This is a genomic window from Stenotrophomonas rhizophila (assembly GCF_020857975.1).
Taxonomy (GTDB): Bacteria; Pseudomonadota; Gammaproteobacteria; order Xanthomonadales; family Xanthomonadaceae; genus Stenotrophomonas; species Stenotrophomonas rhizophila_C.
The window spans coordinates 35,910-54,079 of record NZ_JACWUO010000005.1 but is presented as its reverse complement, the minus strand read 5'-3'; the positions used below and the strand labels follow the sequence as shown (position 1 = coordinate 54,079).

15 protein-coding genes are annotated in these 18,170 nt (G+C 67.6%); all 15 read left to right on the top strand.

Annotation, left to right across the window (positions count from 1 at the left end):
• Window positions 1-3 precede the first annotated feature (3 nt).
• The 15 genes from flgK to fliF all read left to right on the top strand — a co-directional run bounded on the left by flgK (window position 4) and on the right by fliF (window position 18,165).
• On the top strand, window positions 4-1,884 hold the full coding sequence (gene flgK, locus IC535_RS06550) for a flagellar hook-associated protein FlgK (RefSeq protein ID WP_228886930.1): 1,881 nt from the start codon (window positions 4-6) through the stop codon (window positions 1,882-1,884).
• The gene (flgL, locus tag IC535_RS06545; protein ID WP_228886929.1) at window positions 1,881-3,083 is read left to right on the top strand and encodes a flagellar hook-associated protein FlgL; all 1,203 of its coding nucleotides are present in this window, start codon (window positions 1,881-1,883) and stop codon (window positions 3,081-3,083) included. The genes flgK and flgL overlap by 4 nt, the downstream gene beginning before the upstream one ends.
• A gap of 885 nt (window positions 3,084-3,968) precedes the next feature.
• Complete coding sequence (locus IC535_RS06540) at window positions 3,969-5,135, top strand: flagellin (protein ID WP_228886928.1); 1,167 nt, start codon at window positions 3,969-3,971, stop codon at window positions 5,133-5,135.
• A 71-nt stretch (window positions 5,136-5,206) separates the two neighbouring features.
• Complete coding sequence (locus IC535_RS06535) at window positions 5,207-6,382, top strand: flagellin (RefSeq protein WP_228886927.1); 1,176 nt, start codon at window positions 5,207-5,209, stop codon at window positions 6,380-6,382.
• 81 nt (window positions 6,383-6,463) lie between these two features.
• Entirely contained in the window at window positions 6,464-7,627 is a 1,164-nt protein-coding gene (locus tag IC535_RS06530; protein WP_228886926.1) for a flagellin, read from the top strand.
• Between the two features lie 434 nt (window positions 7,628-8,061).
• Window positions 8,062-9,444 (top strand): flagellar filament capping protein FliD, encoded by a 1,383-nt coding sequence (gene fliD / locus IC535_RS06525; protein WP_228886925.1) that lies wholly within the window; start codon window positions 8,062-8,064, stop codon window positions 9,442-9,444.
• Between the two features lie 133 nt (window positions 9,445-9,577).
• Window positions 9,578-9,994: a flagellar export chaperone FliS gene (gene fliS, locus IC535_RS06520; protein WP_228886924.1), complete on the top strand. Its 417-nt coding sequence runs from the start codon at window positions 9,578-9,580 to the stop codon at window positions 9,992-9,994.
• Entirely contained in the window at window positions 9,994-10,302 is a 309-nt protein-coding gene (locus IC535_RS06515; protein WP_228886923.1) for a hypothetical protein, read from the top strand. Before fliS ends, IC535_RS06515 begins: the two co-directional genes overlap by 1 nt.
• The gene (locus IC535_RS06510; RefSeq protein ID WP_228886922.1) at window positions 10,299-10,895 is read left to right on the top strand and encodes a PilZ domain-containing protein; all 597 of its coding nucleotides are present in this window, start codon (window positions 10,299-10,301) and stop codon (window positions 10,893-10,895) included. The genes IC535_RS06515 and IC535_RS06510 overlap by 4 nt, the downstream gene beginning before the upstream one ends.
• A 119-nt stretch (window positions 10,896-11,014) precedes the next feature.
• A complete protein-coding gene (locus tag IC535_RS06505) occupies window positions 11,015-11,647 on the top strand; it encodes a response regulator (protein ID WP_228886921.1) in 633 nt (210 codons plus the stop codon).
• Window positions 11,648-11,922: 275 nt separating this feature from the next.
• Window positions 11,923-13,332, top strand: a complete 1,410-nt coding sequence (gene rpoN, locus IC535_RS06500) for an RNA polymerase factor sigma-54 (protein WP_228886920.1) — start codon at window positions 11,923-11,925, stop codon at window positions 13,330-13,332.
• Between the two features lie 14 nt (window positions 13,333-13,346).
• A complete protein-coding gene (locus IC535_RS06495) occupies window positions 13,347-13,724 on the top strand; it encodes a response regulator (RefSeq protein ID WP_228886919.1) in 378 nt (125 codons plus the stop codon).
• Window positions 13,721-15,217: a sigma-54 dependent transcriptional regulator gene (locus IC535_RS06490; protein WP_228886918.1), complete on the top strand. Its 1,497-nt coding sequence runs from the start codon at window positions 13,721-13,723 to the stop codon at window positions 15,215-15,217. Before IC535_RS06495 ends, IC535_RS06490 begins: the two co-directional genes overlap by 4 nt.
• A gap of 914 nt (window positions 15,218-16,131) precedes the next feature.
• Entirely contained in the window at window positions 16,132-16,494 is a 363-nt protein-coding gene (gene fliE, locus IC535_RS06485) for a flagellar hook-basal body complex protein FliE (protein ID WP_228886917.1), read from the top strand.
• Window positions 16,495-16,521: 27 nt separating this feature from the next.
• Window positions 16,522-18,165, top strand: coding sequence for a flagellar basal-body MS-ring/collar protein FliF (fliF, locus tag IC535_RS06480; RefSeq protein WP_228886916.1), 1,644 nt, complete (start codon window positions 16,522-16,524; stop codon window positions 18,163-18,165).
• Window positions 18,166-18,170: the final 5 nt, after the last annotated feature.

Sequence of the window (18,170 nt, the reverse complement as noted above, 5' to 3'; positions counted from 1 at the left end):
TCCATGTCCAGCGTACTTTCCACCGGCACCAGCGCCCTGCTCGCCTTCCAGCGGGCGCTGGCGACCACCAGCCACAACGTGGCCAACATCAATACCCCCGGCTATACCCGGCAGAAGGTCGACTTCGCCACCGCCAACCCGCAGAACTTCGGCTATGGCGACGTCGGCAACGGCACCCGCATCACCGACATCCGCCGCGTTGCCGACCAGCTGGCGATCTCGCGCCTGCTCGATGGCAGTGGCGAGCTGGCCCGCCTGAAGCAGCTGTCGAGCATGGCCGACCGCGTCGATGCGATGTTCTCCGATACCGCCACCAACGTGTCCGGGGTCTGGTCGAGCTTCTTCGATACGGTCAGCGGGCTGTCCTCCAACGCTTCGGGCACCTCCGACCGGCAGAACATGCTCGATGGCGGCAAGACCCTGGCCAGCCGCTTCCAGCAGCTCAACGGCCAGCTCGATACGCTCAATGGCGAAGTCAACAACGGCCTGATCGCCGGCGCGTCGGAAATCAACCGACTGGCCAAGGAGATCGCCCAGCTCAACGGCGCCATCGGCGGCAACGCGGCCAACGCCGCGCCGGACCTGCTCGACCGCCGCGACCAGCTGATCGCCAACCTGGTCGGCTACACCGGCGGCAACGCAGTGATGCAGGACGGCGGCATCATGAATGTCTACACCGCCGGCGGCCAGGCCCTGGTGGTGGGCACCACCGCGTCTAAGGTCACCACCGTGGCCGACCCGTACATGCCCGAGCGCCTGCAGCTGGCGCTGGAGAGCGCCGGCCAGAAGATCACCCTGGCGCCCAAGACCCTGGGCGGCCAGATCGGCGGCCTGCTGGAATTCCGCGACACCGTGCTGACCCCCACCCAGGCCGAGCTGGGCAAGCTGGCCATCGGCATGGCCAGCAGCTTCAACGATGTGCACCGCCACGGCGCCGACCTGTACGGCAACCTGGGCGGGGACTTCTTCAACATCGGCAACCCGCGGGTCACCGGCAACGCCAACAACACCGGCACCGCCGCCATGACCGCCCGTTTCGGCGACCTGTCCAAGCTGGACGGGCAGAACGTGGTGCTGAAGTTCGACGGCACCCAGTGGCAGGCCAGCCGCGCCGACACCGGGGCGGCGATCCCGATGACCGGCACCGGCAGCGCCGCCGACCCGCTGGTGCTCAATGGCGTGGAACTGGTGATGAGCGGCACTCCGGCGGTCAACGACCGCATGCTGCTGCAGCCCACTGCCGGCGTGGCCGGCAGCCTGGCGGTGGCGATCACCGACACCTCGCGCATCGCCGCGGCCGCGCCGGTCAAGGGCAGCGCCGCGATGGCCAACACCGGCACCGGCAAGCTCACCGGCGTCAAAGTTACCGACCACAACAACGCCGCCCTGCGCAATCCCGCTGCGATCGTATTCACCAGCGGCACCCAGTACACCATCGACGGCGCCGGCCCGTTCACCTACACCGCCGGCCAGACCATCAGCGCCAACGGCTGGAGCTTCGTGCTCGACGGCGCGCCCAAGACCGGCGACACCTTCAACATCGCGCCCACCCCGGCCGGCTCGTCGGACAACAGCAATGCCCTGCTGCTGGCCAAGGTGGAACAGGCCAAGGCGTTCAACGATGGCACGGTGACCCTCGGCGGCGCGCTCGGCGGGCTGACCACCCAGGTGGGCGCGGCCGCACGCGCAGCCGACTACTCGCTGCAGGCCCAGCAGGTGATCACCGACCAGGCCCAGTCCGCGCGCGATGCGGTATCGGGGGTCAACCTGGACGAGGAAGCGGCCGACATGCTGCGCCTGCAGCAGGCCTACCAGGCCGCCTCGCAGCTGATCTCCACCGCCGACAACATGTTCCAGACCATCCTCGGAGCCGTAAGCCGATGAACAACCGCATTTCCACCGGGATGATGTTCCAGCAGTCGGTATCGCTGATGATGGCCAAGCAGGCCAAGATGAGCCACCTCGAACAGCAGATCGCCACCGGCCGCCGCCTGGTCACCGCCAAGGACGACCCGGTCGCCTCCGGCGCGGCCGTGGGCCTGGACCGCACGCTGGCCTCGCTGGACCGCATGAAGCTCAACGCCAACAACGTGCAGAACCGGCTGGGCCTGCAGGAGAACGCGCTGGCCCAGGTCGGCGACATGATGGGGCGGATCACCGAGCTGACCATCTACGCCAACAATCCGGCGCTGGCCGCGGCCGACAAGCAGTCGATGGTGACCGAGATCGAGGCGATCCGCGGCAACCTGCTGGCGCTGGCCAACAGCACCGACGGCACCGGCCGCTACCTGTTCGGCGGCACCGCCGATGACAGCCCGCCGTTCAGCCAGGTCGACGGCAAGGTGGTCTACAACGGCGACCAGAACCAGCGCCAGGTCGAGGTCGGCCCGGACACTTACGTGCTCGACGCCCTGCCCGGCAGCGAGATCTTCCTGCGCATCGGCACCGGCGACGGCCACGTCGACGGCGCGGCCAACGCCGCCAACACCGGCACCGGGGTGCTGACCAATGTCACCCGCGACGGCAGCGACAGCTGGAACGGCCAGCCCTTCAGCGTGCGCTTCACCGCCGCCGACCAGTATGAAGTGCTCGACGCCGGCGGTGCGGTGGTGTCCACCGGCACGATGAAGGCCGGCGATGACCTGGTGCTCAACGGCGTGCGCCTGCACATCGACGGCAAACCGGCCACTGGCGACCGTTTCGAGGTCAGCGCGGCCACCAGCCGCGATATCTTCAGCACCCTGGACAGCCTGATCGGCTCGTTGAAGATGGACACCGGCAGCGCCGGCAAGTCGGCCGCCCAGCAGAACCTGCTGCAGAGCGGCCTGCGCGACGTTGCCCGCGCCTCCGAACGGATGATCGACTCGCGCGCCGCCGGCGGTGCCCAGCTCAAGGCGCTGGACAATGCCGCAGACATGCGCGAGTCCAACACGGTCACCCTCAAGGGCACGCTGTCGCAGATGCGCGACCTGGACTACGCCGACGCGATCAGCCAGTACCAGCTGGAAAGCACCGCCCTGCAGGCCGCGCAGACCCTGTTCTCGCAGATGCAGCAGATGTCGTTGTTCAACGTGTTGCGCTGACCGCGCGACACGAAAGCCTGGTTGGCCCTAAGGTCGCGATGCGTTGAGCATCGCGGCCTTTTTTGGTTCATCGCCGTTTGCAAAGGGTGCAACTCCAATGGGCCGCAGTAAATCAACAGCTGTGAGCCTGTGTCTGCCCGTGCTGGGTTGGCGCGGGTAGGTCGGCGGGACACGCCGTGAATCCATCCTTGGAGGCTTGGCGAAAACATCCATGTTTTCGACAGTCCCGCCAACCTACCCACACCACCCCCTCCACACATTGCCGTCATGCATGAGAAAAGCGATGGGACCAAGCCAGACTCAGACAGCGCCGTGATGGAACGAATGGCATGCCACCCCCGGGGTCGAAACCACCTCCGTCGTCTTCGCACAGTCGCCGTCTGATGAAGCAGGCATCGAGCAGGCTGGCGCAGAAAGCACCACCTGCTCTGCCCTCCGCACACCCGAATCTGTCCTGAGGAGGGCGGGCAGCCCCATGCGGGACTGTCGAAAACATGGATGTTTTCGCCAAGTCCCCACGGATGGGTTTACGGCGTGTCCCGCATGGGGCTGCCCGTCCTCCTCCCTGACCGGAAACCAAGACGCTGCTCTTGACCTAAGAGCATGAGGTTGCAGGCCAAAGCGTTCAGCCAGCCAGAACCCGGCGCCACCCCGCCATGCCGGCTAAACCCTTGAATTTGGCCTTCCCCGGCCGTTAAGCCTTATGTCCGGCCGGCCCGCCATGGCCCCGGATGGCCCGCCAGGCAACCTCAGCGAGATTTCCGCCTAAAGGTTGTTGACAAAGCGCCGTTATTGATTTGGCAACAGCGAAGCACACAGCCAAACAAAAAAACAGGCGGCGCTTCGTTCCATTCACCACCGGGATTCCAATAAGGGAGACGACCCATGGCACAGGTAATCAACACCAATACGATGTCGCTCAACGCTCAGCGCAACCTGAGCACCAGCGGCAGCTCGCTCGCTACCACCATCCAGCGCCTGTCGTCGGGCCTGCGCATCAACAGCGCGAAAGACGACGCCGCCGGCCTGGCCATCAGCGAGCGTTTCGGCACCCAGATCCGCGGTACCGACGTGGCCATCCGCAATGCCAACGACGGCATTTCGCTGGCCCAGGTCGCCGAAGGCTCCCTGAGCGAAATCGGCAACAACCTGCAGCGCGTCCGCGAACTGGCCGTGCAGGCCTCCAACGCCACCAACTCGGCCAGCGACCGCAAGGCCCTGCAGGCCGAAGTGACCCAGCTGGTCAGCGAAATCGACCGCGTCGCCAAGCAGTCCGACTTCAACGGCACCAAACTGCTGGACGGCAGCTTCACCAGCCAGCTGTTCCAGGTCGGCGCCAACGCCGGCCAGGCCATCGCCATCAACAACGTGGTCGATGCCAAGGCCAGCTCGCTGGGCAATGCCAAGTTCGCCGCCCCGGTGGACAGCACCGGCGACATCGCCACCATCACCGACCTGGCCGGGGTCACCATCAACGGCGCCACCATCGGCACCATCACCGGCAAGACCACCGCCGAATTCGCCGCCTCGGCCGCCGCCCAGATCAACAGCAAGATCGGCGAAGCCGGTGTCTATGCCGAAGTGGTCACCACCGCCGGCACCCCGGACACCCAGCGCCTGAAGCTGACCTCGGTGCAGGCCGACCGCGACCTGGTCATCACCGGCGCCACCCAGCTCAGCCTGGCCGACTCCACCGCCGCCGCGCCCAGCTCGGTGGCGGCCACCGCCACCTCCGAGTTCGTCCAGAGCCTGGATGTGTCCTCCTACGTCGGCGCGCAGAAGGCCCTGGAAATCGTCGACAAGGCGCTGGAATCGGTCAACAGCGTGCGCGCCGACCTCGGCGCCATCCAGAACCGCTTCACCTCGGTGGTGGCCAACCTGCAGACCTCTTCGGAAAACCTGTCGGCCTCGCGCAGCCGCATCCGCGACACCGACTTCGCCAAGGAAACGGCCGAACTCACCCGTACCCAGATCCTGCAACAGGCCGGCACCGCCATGCTGGCCCAGGCCAACCAGGTTCCACAGAACGTGCTCAGCCTGTTGCAGCGCTGACATGAGCCGCTCCTGAAGCACGTCAGGAGCGTCTAACCCATCGTACGTGCACTGCTCAAGGACCTCTCCTCATGGCACAAGTCATCAACACCAACACGATGTCGTTGAATGCTCAGCGCAACCTGAGCACCAGCGGCAGCTCCCTGGCCACCACCATCCAGCGCCTGTCCTCGGGTTCGCGCATCAACAGCGCCAAGGACGACGCGGCCGGCCTGGCGATCTCCGAGCGTTTCGGCACCCAGATCCGCGGCACCGACGTGGCCATCCGCAATGCCAACGACGGCATCTCGCTGGCCCAGGTCGCCGAAGGTTCGCTGACCGAAATCGGCAACAACCTGCAGCGCGTCCGTGAACTGTCGGTGCAGGCCTCCAACGCCACCAACTCGGCCAGCGACCGCAAGGCCCTGCAGGCCGAAGTCACCCAGCTGGTCAGCGAAATCGACCGCGTCGCCAAGCAGTCCGACTTCAACGGCACCAAGCTGCTGGACGGCTCGTTCTCCAGCCAGCTGTTCCAGGTCGGCGCCAACGCCGGCCAGGCCATCGCCATCGACAAGGTCGTGGACGCCAAGGCCAACGCTCTGGGCGGCGCCCAGTTCTCCAGCGGCACCGCCACCGCCATTGCCGGCGTTGCCGACACCGATACCGCCATTGCCGCGTTCACCATCACCGACAGCAAGGGCGCGGTGGTCAACTTCGCCGCGCAGACCGTGAAGAGCGTCGGCGACGTGGCCGCCAACACCGCGGCCAACGGCAAGGCCGTGGCGGCGTCGATCAACGCCAAGATCGGCGAAACCGGCGTCTACGCCGAATCCGATGCCGCCGGCGTGCTGACCCTGACCTCGGTCAAGGACAGCGTCGACAGCAGCGGTGCGTTCGCCGCGATCGGCAGCTCGCTGGCCGGCTTTGCCGCCACCACCCCGGTGCCGGACAAGCAGTTCGCCGACAAGATCGACGTGTCCACCGTCAAGGGTGCCCAGCAGGCGCTGGAAGTGGTCGACAAGGCCCTGGGTGCGATCAACAACACCCGTGCCGACCTCGGTGCCATCCAGAACCGCTTCACCTCGGTGGTGGCCAACCTGCAGACCTCCTCGGAGAACCTGTCGGCGTCGCGCAGCCGGATCAAGGACACCGATTTCGCCAAGGAAACCGCCGAACTGACCCGCACCCAGATCCTGCAGCAGGCCGGTACGGCCATGCTGGCCCAGGCCAACCAGGTGCCGCAGAACGTGCTCAGCCTGCTGCGCTGATCCACGCCCGCTGCAACGGCGTCGGGCTGACCGGCGCCGTCTCCACCGTCCCACGCTCCACCCAAGCCTGAAGGAACTCCCATGGCACAAGTCATCAACACCAACACGATGTCGTTGAATGCTCAGCGCAACCTGAGCACCAGCGGCAGCTCCCTGGCCACCACCATCCAGCGCCTGTCCTCGGGTTCGCGCATCAACAGCGCCAAGGACGACGCGGCCGGCCTGGCGATCTCCGAGCGTTTCGGCACCCAGATCCGCGGTACCGACGTGGCCATCCGCAATGCCAACGACGGCATCTCGCTGGCCCAGGTCGCCGAAGGTTCGCTGACCGAAATCGGCAACAACCTGCAGCGCGTCCGCGAGCTGTCGGTGCAGGCCTCCAACGCCACCAACTCGGCCAGCGACCGCAAGGCCCTGCAGGCCGAAGTGACCCAGCTGGTCAGCGAAATCGACCGCGTCGCCAAGCAGTCCGACTTCAACGGCACCAAGCTGCTGGACGGCTCGTTCTCCAGCCAGCTGTTCCAGGTCGGCGCCAACGCCGGCCAGGCCATCGCCATCGACAAGGTGGTCGACGCCAAGACCAACGCCCTGGGCGGCGCCCAGTTCGTCACCGCCGCCGTGGCCGCGCCGACCCTGACCGGCACCCCGGCAACCACCGCCGACATTGCCACCTTCACGCTGACCAGCGCCCAGGGCACGGTGTCCTTCGATGCACTGAAGATCGAAAACACCACCGCGCCGGCCGCCGGCAAGGCACTGGCCGCGCACATCAACGCCAAGATCGGTGAAACCGGCGTCTATGCCGAAGCCGATGCCACCGGCGCGCTGACCCTGACCTCGGTCAAGGACAGCGTCGACAGCGCAGGTGCGGTGGTGCAGCTGTCCAGCACCGGCCTGACCCTGACCGGCAATGCCGCCGTGCCGGACAAGCAGTTCGCCGACAAGATCGACGTGTCCACCGTCAAGGGTGCCCAGCAGGCGCTGGAAGTGGTCGACAAGGCCTTGGGTGCGATCAACAACACCCGCGCCGACCTCGGTGCCATCCAGAACCGCTTCACCTCGGTGGTGGCCAACCTGCAGACCTCCTCGGAGAACCTGTCGGCCTCGCGCAGCCGGATCAAGGACACCGATTTCGCCAAGGAAACCGCTGAACTGACCCGCACCCAGATCCTGCAGCAGGCCGGTACGGCCATGCTGGCCCAGGCCAACCAGGTGCCGCAGAACGTGCTCAGCCTGCTGCGCTGATCCACGCGTCCACGCCGCCGGCTCCGGCCGGCGGCGCGGGCAACCCCGGCACGATCGCGCAGGAACGGGCCATGGCCATGGGCCGGACTCTCCCCGGCAGCCACGCCACCGTGGCCATGGCCCGCCCCTGCGGTAGAACTGTTATCAGCGTTGCGTTTTGACTGAACACCCCGGGTGGCTTCGTCTCCCCCCGCTTTTCAGTAAGCCTGACCCCTCCTCTGCATTGGAGGAGGGTTTTTTACAGACCACCGGCCGGACCTGCATCGCGTCCCGCCCCAACTGCCCTGCAATGCGCGTGCCAATCTTCCGCGCCGGGCTTCTGGCACAACTCCTGCATCAACGTGGTTCTAAAGACCTGGCGGCTACGGCCGCTACATTCGTTGACGGCACGGCCACGCGGCACTCCGCGGTGGCCCACAGACAGGAGAAACAACGTGGCTGACTTTGGTTACGGCGGCATCGGTTCGGGACTGGACATTTCCGGCATGGTGGCCAGCCTGGTGGCGGCCGACCGCAAGCCCTCGGACAATGCACTGAACCTGCAGCAGTCCAAGGCCAAGATGCAGCTGTCGGCGGTGGGCACGGTCAAGTCCGCGTTCGACCTGCTGAGCACCTCGCTCAAGGCGCTGAAGGCCTCCACCGCGTTCGACGCGCGCCTGGTCAGTGCGACCAAGAGCGGCACCGACGATATCCTGACGGTCACCAGCACCAATTCGGCGGCCACCGGCAGCCATGAGATCGACGTGCAGCAGCTGGCTACGGCCAACAAGTGGATCGCCGACACCGCCATCCCCAAGACCCAGACCTTCGGCGCCGGCACCCTGTCGCTGGAGGTGGGCGTGGGCGACAAGAAGAAGACCCTGGAGATCCAGGTCGAGGCCGACGATACCCTGTCCTCGATCCGCACCAAGATCGAAAAGGCCGGGCGCAGCCTGGGCGTGCAGGCCACCCTGATCGCCTCGGGCGACAACCAGTTCCTGTCGCTGTCGCAGGAGAAGGCCGGTACCGCCAACGCGATCAAGCTCAGCGCCGGGGCCGGCAATGCCGGCCTGACCGCGCTGGCGGCCAGCATGTCCGAGCGCACCCCGGCCGCCGACGCCAAGCTGACCATCGACGGTGTGGCCGTGGTGGCCAGCGAGAACACCGTCACCGACGTGGTTCCGGGCCTGACCCTGAACCTGAAGAAGGCCGGCAAGAGCACCGTCACCGTCAGCACCGACGTGGCCGCCGCGCGCAAGGTCATGCAGGACTTCGTCACCGCCTACAACGGTGCGATCAGTGCAATCAACACCGCAACCAAGTACGACATGGAGAACAAGGAGCCGTCGTCGCTGACCGGCGATGCGCAGATGCGCGGCGCGTCCAGCCAGCTGCGCGCGATGATGGGCGGCGTGCTCAAGGACCTGGCCGCGGTCGGACTGGACCCCAAGACCCTGGGCCTGCAGACCCGCGCCTACCCCAACGCCGATGGCAGCCTGGTGCTGGACGGCAGCAAGTTCGAAGCGGCGCTGGTCAACCAGGCTGGTGCGGTGCGCCAGGCGCTGACCGGCGATGACGGTGCGGCGGCCAAGCTGTTCACCATGGTCGACGGCTACGTCAGCACCACCGTCGGCAAGGAAGGCGCGTTCGTGTCGCGCAGCAAGAGCATTACCGCCAGCCTGACCGACATCGACAAGCGCCGCAAATCGCTGGACGTGCGCATGGCCGGGGTCGAGGCGCGCTACAAGAAGCAGTTCCTGGCCCTGGATGCCTTAATGGGCAAACTCAGCCAGACCACCTCCTCGCTGAGTTCACAGCTCAGCCAGTTGTCCGGCTGATCCATACGGCGGCGTGCTCAAGTTCACCGCGCACGCGGCCGATACCAGTAGCGACGCAGCACCCAACGCAGGCTCCACCCCGGTGCCGCAGACCTCGCGAGGCAGGCGGCCCCGCACGAAGGAGACATGATTGATGTACGGCTCAAACCGTCAGTTCACCGAGCAGTACCGCCAGGTCGGCGTGCAGAGTTCGATCACCGATGCCGACCCGCACAAGCTGGTGGCGCTGCTGCTGGCCGGTGCGCTGGAGCGCGTGCGGCTGGCCCAGGCCTGCCTGGAAGGCGGCGACCAGGCCCGCAAGGGCAAGGCGATCGGCGAGGTCTGCGCGATCGTCGGCCACCTCAACGGCTCGCTCGACCATGAAGCCGGCGGCGAGATCGCCGGCAATCTGTCGGCCCTGTACGACTACGTCATGCAGCGCCTGACCGAAGCCAACCTGCACAACGACCCCGAGGCCCTACGCGAATCGCTGGAGCTGCTGGGCGAGATCGATGCGGCCTGGAACGCGATCCCGCGCGACCAGCGCACGCCTGCGGCGGCCACGGTCTGATGAGCGCCGCCCCGCTCTGCCTGGCCGACCTCAACGCCGTGCTGGATGCGCTGGAAACCGCGCTGCTCGGCGATGAGCACGACCGGGCCAGCGCCTGCCTGGATACCCTCAACGCCCAGCAGGCGCGCTTCCTGGCCCAGCCCGGCGCCTTCGACGATGTGCCCGGGCTGACCGCCCTGGAAGGCCGCCAGCAGCGCATCATGGTGATGATGACGAGCCAGCGCGATGACGCTGCCCAGCACCTGCGCCAGGGCGTGGCCGCCGGCCGCGCTGCCCGTGCCTACCTCACTGCCGAAGCCCTGACATGACCGAGCCGCGTCCCAGCGCCATCCACCATCCGGCCGAAAGCGAGCTGTTCGATGAGACCTTGAGCTGCGAGCTGGCGCTGCCGGCCGAGTTCCGCCTGGGCAGCGCGGTGATCCGTCCCGGCAGTGCCGAGATGCTGCTGCGCAGCGTAGCGCTGGTGGAGGATTCGCGCGGGGAAGACCACGACGAACGCGGCGAATCCAGCGCCCAGCTGCAGCGCTTGGAAGCCAAGCTGGACCTGACCATGGTGCTGCTGGGCCGGCTGGTGCGGCAGAGCGCGCAGGACCTGGACCTGCGCCCGCTGCGCTGGTCGCGGCGCGGCATCCGGCTGGAACAGGGCCTGCGCACCGGCGCGGCCACCGGCAGCCTGGGCCTGATCCGGCTGCAGCCCTGCGAATGGCTGCCCGACCATATCGACCTGCCGGTGGCGGTGCTGGCCGAAGCGGCCACCGGCGCCGGCGCGCACTTCCTGTGGCTGCGCTTCGAGCCGATGAGCGATGCGCTGGAAATGGCGCTGGAGCGCCACCTGTTCCGCCTGCACCGGCGCCAGATCGCCCAGGCGCGGCTGGCCGAGCGCCGCCCTGCGGACAACTGAGCCGGCAGCCAGCGGATTGCCGGCCCATGACCGTCCAGACCGTGACGTGATCGGCTTGGCGCTGGCCCGCCACTCCGTTAAGGTGGTCACCCCGCCTTAACATCTGCCGAAGCCTGCCTGTGCGCGTTCTCATTGTCGACGATCACACCCTGGTCCGCGCCGGCCTCAGCCGCCTGCTCCAGGGCTTTGCCGACGTGGACGTGGTCGCCGAAGCCAGCAATGCCGAGCAATCCCTGCAGCTGGCCATCCAGCACAGCCCCGATGTGATCCTGATGGACCTGTCGCTGCCCGGCCGCACCGGCCTGGAGGCGCTGAGCGACATCCTGCTGCGCGCCCCGGGCAGCCGGGTGGTGATGATGACCATGCACGACGATGCGGTGCACGTACGCGATGCGCTGGACCGCGGCGCGGTCGGCTTCGTGGTCAAGGATGCCGCCCCGCAGGAACTGGAACTGGCGCTGCGCGCGGCCCATGCCGGCCAGGTGTTCCTGAGCCCGCAGATCTCGGCCAAGATGCTGGCACCGATGCTGGGCCGGGAAAAGCCGACCGGCGTGGCCGCGCTGTCGCCACGCCAGCGCGAGATCCTGCGCCAGATCGGCCGTGGCGAGAGCAACAAGGAAATCGCCGCCGACCTGGGCATCAGCGTCAAGACGGTGGAAACCCACCGCGCGCGCATGATGGAGTCGCTGGGCTGCCGCCGCGCCAACGATCTGCTGCTGCTGGCCGCCCGCCACCAGCACGAGCTGGAGTGAGCACCGGCGCCGGCGGCGTCGATTCCCCGGCACCCCGGCCCCTTTGCGACCGGTCACCGTCGGAATTTTGAACGGCGCCAAGCCACGCCAGCCCAGTAGTTGCAAGGCACCGGCCGGCGGCGGCGTCAAAAAGCCGATCCTGCGTAGGGATTTTCCTGACGCACTGTCAGGGCGATAACGACAGCACTCAGGAACCCCCTGATTCCGCCCCTGCCCGAACACAAGCAAGATGCGTTCCATACCGCGCCGGGGAGTCGGCGCAACGGGGAAAACGCATGAAACCGACGATGTCGACCCAGATGGGTCAGCAGCTCCACCTCACGCCGCAACTGCTGCAGTCGATCCGGCTGCTGCAGCTGGACGGCATGCAGCTGGAGCTGGAGATCCGCCGCGCATTGGAGACCAATCCGCTGCTGGAACTGGAAGAAGCGCCCGAGCCGGCCGCCGAGGAGGCCAGCGAGCCGACCACCACGCTGGAAGTGGCCGCCTTCGACGAGCTGCCGGAAAGCGCGATGTGGGACGTGGCCGGCGCCAGCTGGCAGGACGGCGACGACGACCGCCTGCAGCGCATCGCCGCCGACGAGTCCAGCGACCCGCAGCTGCGCGCCCTGCAGCGCCTGGCGCTGGAGCTGGATGCGCGCGAACTGGCGGTGGCCAGCTTCTGGCTGGAGCACTGCGACGACGCCGGCTACCTGCAGGCGCCCCTGGCCCAGCTGCAGCTGCTGGCCAGTGCCCGCTGCGACGTCGACGCGGCCGGGGTGGAAGCGGTGCGCCAGCAGATCCTGCATGGCGACCCGGCCGGCCTGGCCGCCTGCGACCTGCACGAATGCCTGAGCGTGCAGCTGCGCGCCCTGCCCGGCCGCGTGCCGGCCCGGCACCTGGCCCAGCGCGTGCTCGATGAAGGGCTGGCCAGCCTGGCCGCCCACGACTACGCCGCCCTGGCCAGCCAGCTCGACGCCGAAGTGGCCGATATCCACGAGGCGGTGCGGCTGATCCTGTCGCTGCAGCCGCGCCCGGGCGAAAGCCTGCTGCCGGACCGCACCGGCGTGGTCATCCCCGATGTCATCGCCTGGCACGCCGACAGCCAGTGGCGAGTGGCGCTGAACCCGGCCACCAGCCGCCGCCTGAGCATCAACCCCGGCTACGAGCACGCCCTGGCCGAGGCCGGCGACGCCGCCCAGCCGCTGCGCGAGATGCTGCAGGAAGCGCGCTGGCTGACCCGCGGGCTGTCGATGCGCTATGACACCCTGCTGCGCACCACCCGGGTGATCATCGAACGCCAGGCCGGGTTCCTGACCCGCGGCGAGGAAGCGATGGCGCCGCTGACCCTGAAGGAAGTGGCCGATGCGATCGGCATGCACGAATCCACCGTGTCGCGCATCACCACCGGCAAGTACCTGCAGACCCCACGCGGCACCTTGGAGCTCAAGCACTTCTTCGCCGTCAGGCTGGAAGGGGCCAGCGTTTCCGGGCAGGCGGTCAAGGCCATGGTGCGCCGGCTGATCGACGCCGAACCGGCCGGGCGGCCGCTGGCCGATGAGGCCATCGCCGGCCTGCTGTCGCGCCAGGGGGTGAACATCGCCCGTCGTACCGTTGCAAAATACCGCGAACAACTGGACATCGCCCCGGCCCGCGAACGCCGCCGTGGCAATGCCCGCACCCCGCAATTGGCCCGGGTGGGCTGAAGGAAATGCACGCCATGAACAAGCTCACCGTCCTGCTGGTCGACGACCACGAGGGCTTCATCAACGCTGCCATGCGCCACTTCCGCAAGGTCGACTGGCTGGAAGTGATCGGCAGCGCGGCCAACGGCCTGGAGGCGATCGAACGCTCCGAGTCGCTGCGCCCGCAGGTGGTGCTGATGGACCTGGCGATGCCGGAGATGGGCGGGCTGCAGGCCACCCGCCTGATCAAGTCGCAGGACGATGCCCCCTACATCGTCATCGCCAGCCACTTCGATGACGTCGAACACCGCGAACATGCCTTACGTGCCGGTGCCGACAACTTCGTCAGCAAACTGTCCTACATCCAGGAAGTCATGCCGATCCTGGAAAGCCTGAAGGGGAATGCAGCATGAGCGAATCGCGCATCCTGGTGCTGGACAACGACGCGGTGCGGGCCGAACGCACCGTGGCACTGCTTGAATTCATGGACTTCAACCCGCGCTGGGTTGCCGACGCGGCCGACTTCGACACCGCCCGTCAGCGCCCCACCGACTGGATGGCGGTGATCATCGGCACGCTCGACCCCGGCGCGCACAGCGATGCGCTGTTCGCCTGGGCCGGCAAGGGCGCGCTGCCGCCGCCGGTGATGCTGATCGACGGCGACGCCGGCGCGTTCGCCCGCCAGCATGGCCTGCACGATGCCAATGTATGGCCGCTGGAGGCGCCGCTGCGGCATGCGCAGATGGAAGCCCTGCTGCGCCGGGCCAGCCTCAAGCGCCTGGACGCCGAGCACCAGGCCGGCGCCGTGCAGGAACAGGGCCCCACCGGCGACGGTGCGGCGGTCACCGCATTGCGCCGGATGATCGATCAGGTCGCCGCCTTCGATACCACCGTGCTGGTGCTGGGCGAGTCGGGCACCGGCAAGGAAGTGGTGTCGCGCGCGATCCACCAGCGTTCGCCGCGCCGCGATGGCCCGTTCGTGGCGATCAACTGCGGCGCGATCCCGGCCGACCTGCTGGAAAGCGAACTGTTCGGTCACGAAAAGGGCGCGTTCACCGGCGCGTTGAATGCGCGCAAGGGCCGCTTCGAAATGGCCGAGGGCGGCACCCTGTTGCTGGATGAAATCGGCGACATGAGCCTGCCGATGCAGGTCAAACTGCTGCGCGTGCTGCAGGAACGCAGCTTCGAGCGGGTCGGCGGCAACCAGACCATCCGCTGCAACGTGCGGGTGATCGCCGCCACCCATCGCGACCTGGAATCGCGCATCGCCGACGGCAAGTTCCGCGAGGATCTGTTCTACCGCCTCAATGTGTTCCCGATCGACGTGCCGGCGCTGCGCGAGCGCAGCGAAGACCTGCCGGCGCTGGTGACCACCATCGCCGGCCAGCTGGCCCGCACCGGCCGCGGCGAAGTGCGCTTCACCGCTGAGGCCCTGCAGGCGCTGGCCGGTTACGAGTGGCCGGGCAACGTGCGCGAGCTGACCAACCTGGTCGAACGCCTGGCGGTGCTGCATCCGTCCGGCCACGTACGCGTGCAGGACCTGCCGGCGCGCTACCGCGGCGACTTCACTGCCAGCGCCGTCGCCGCCGCGCCTGCATCTGCCCCTGCCGTGGACGAGCGCCTGGACCTGCGCAGCTTCTCCTTCCACACCCCGGCCCCGGGCGCTGCGGCGCCGCTGGAAAACGGCATCGGCCCGGTCACCCGCAGTGCCGCCCTGCCCGACGCCGGGCTGGACCTGCGCAACCACATGGCCAACATCGAGCTGAACCTGATCAACGAAGCCCTCGAGCGCACCCAGGGCGTGGTCGCCCACGCCGCCCAGCTGCTCGGCCTGCGCCGCACCACCCTGGTGGAAAAGCTGCGCAAGTACGGCATCGAACGCGACCACGCCGAACTGGCCGGTTGAACCAGGCACCACGCCGGCAGGGTCGTTTCCCAAACGACTGCCGGTGCACCGCCACATTCGATGGCGCCTCGGCAGCCGACGAGGCCCACCCTGGTAGGGTCGGTTCCCAAACGACTGCCATGGCACCCCCACCGTTCGATGGCGCCATGACCAACAACGGGGAAGCGCTTTTCCGATCACGGTTCATGCGTGCAACGGCATGGCACGGTTCATCGGCAGTCGTTTGGGAACCGACCCTACCAAGCGGGCCAACGCGACGGGTCGGATTTCCGGCCATCGTCCGGCACTGGCCGGCACCCATCGCAATCCCACCCCGGTAGGGTCGGTTCCCAAACGACTGCCATGGCACCCCCACCGTTCGATGGCGCCATGACCAACAACGGGGAGGCGCTTTTTCGATCACGGTTCATGCGTGCAATGGCATGGCACGGTTCATCGGCAGTCGTTTGGGAACCGACCCTACCAACGCGGGCCAACGCGACGGGGCGGATTTCCGACCGTCGTCTGGCACTGGCCGGCACCCATCGCAATCCCACGCCGGTAGGGTCGGTTCCCAAACGACTGCCATGGCACCCCCACCGTTCGATGGCGCCATGACCAACAACGGGAACGGCGTCTTTTCGATCCCAGGTCATGCGTGCAATGGCATGGCACGGTTCATCGGCAGTCGCTTGGGAACCGACCCTACCAGGGCGGAACGCGACGGGAGATTCAGCGCCCCGCTGGTTTTCTGACGCCGGCTATCCGTCACCGTCCGCGCCATCCCCATCACCTTGGCCCGGCCCCACCCGGCGCGGGCACCGCCGCGACGGAAATCCGTTCACCACCACCATGCTGAACCATGCAGCGGTTTCGGCACGCCACTTGCAACGTCTTCACCTGTATCCCCCATCCCAGCTTACGGAACGTTCCAGATGTCGCACTCCGTCACCTCCGTCCTTTCCCAGATCCGCACCCTCCAGACCCAGATGGGGCAGTCCGCCGTCAGCCCGCTGACCGAGGCGCCGAAGAGCAATGCCATCCAGGGCCTGGTCTCCCCCCAGGAAGTCCAGGGCCCCAGCTTCACCGAAACCCTGCGTGGCGCCATCGCCGGCGTCAACGAGGCCCAGCACAAGTCCGGCGCGCTGGCCAAGGCCTTCGAACTGGGTGAACCCGGTGCCGACCTGGCCAAGGTGATGGTCGCCTCGCAGCAGTCCCAGATCGCCTTCCGCGCCACCGTGGAAGTCCGCAACCGTCTCGTCCAGGCTTACCAGGACGTGATGAACATGCCGCTGTAAAGCGCGCTGTCGCAAGGATAGAAACGCATGGCCCTGTCGCTTTCCAAGGAATCGCTGAACGCCGAAAAGGCCGGCCAGTGGTTCGACCGGTTGCAAAGTCTGCAGATCACCCGTCGGCTCGGCATGATGGCGATGATCGCCGTGGCCGTGGCGGCGGGGCTGTTCGTGTTCTTCTGGTCGCAGAAGCCGGGCATGGTGCCGCTGTACACCGGGCTGGACCAGAAGGCCACCGCCGAGGCCACCGACCTGCTGCGCACCGCGCAGATTCCGTTCGAACTGGACCCGGCCACCGGCGGCATCACCGTGCCGGAAAAGAACCTGCACGATGCACGGCTGAAACTGGCCGGCTCCGGGCTGACCGACAGCGGCCGGCTCGGTTTTGAACTGATGGAGCGCGACCCCGGCTTCGGGGTCAGCCAGTTCATGGAGAACGCGCGCTACCAGCATTCGCTGGAGACCGAACTGTCGCGCACCATCAACACCCTGCGCCCGGTCCGCGATTCGCGCGTGCACCTGGCCATTCCCAAGCCCAGCGCGTTCACCCGCCAGCGCGACGTGGCCAGCGCCTCGGTGGTGCTGGAACTGCGCGGTGGCCAGCAGCTCGAGCGCGGCCAGATCGATGCGATCGTGCACATGGTCGCCGCCAGCATCCCCGACCTGGCGCCGGAACGGGTCACCGTGGTCGACCAGAGCGGGCGCATGCTCAGCGTGTCCGACCCCAACAGCGATGCGGCGATGAATGCCGCCCAGTTCGAACAGGTGCGCCGCCAGGAAACCTCGTTCAACCAGCGCATCCGCGAACTGCTCGAACCGATGACCGGCCCGGGCCGGGTCAACCCGGAAACCAGCGTGGACATGGATTTCTCGGTGGTCGAGGAAGCCCGCGAGCTCTACAACGGCGAGCCGCAGAAGCTGCGCAGCGAGCAGATGAGCGAAAACAGCACCAGCACCCCCGGCCCGCAGGGCGTGCCCGGTGCCGCCAGCAACACCCCGCCCGGCCCGGCCGCCGCGCCGGCCACCGCCGCGGCGCCGACCGAAACGGCCAAGAACGCCACCCGCAACTACGAGCTGGACCGCACCCTGCAGCACACCCGGCAACCGGCCGGCCGGATCAAGCGGGTCTCGGTGGCGGTGCTGGTGGACAACGTGCCGCGCGCCGGCGCCAACGGCAAGAGCACCGAGCAGGCGCTGTCGGCGGCCGAACTGACCCGGGTCGAAGCCCTGGTCAAGCAGGCGGTCGGCTTCAACGCCGAGCGTGGCGACACGGTGTCGGTGATGAACGCCCCGTTCGTGCGTGAGGTCGTGCCGGTCGAAGGTCCCAAATGGTGGGAGCTGCCCCAGGTGCAGGACGGCCTGCGTCTGCTGCTCGGCGCGATCGTGGTGCTGGCCCTGGTGTTTGGCGTACTGCGCCCGGCGCTGCGCTCGATCACCGGCCAGAACAGGAAGGACAGCGACCAGGCACTGGAACCGCACACCGCCGACGTACAGCTGGTCGATGACGGCGAAGGCCTGCCGGTACTGGGCAGCGACCGCCTGCATGCGGCCGGGCATGAACCGCTGGCGCTGCCGGTGGACTCCTACGAGGAACGACTGCGCATGGCGCGTGAAGCTGTAAAGACCGATTCCAAGCGCGTGGCCCAGGTGGTCAAGGGCTGGGTGGCCAATGACTGATGCAA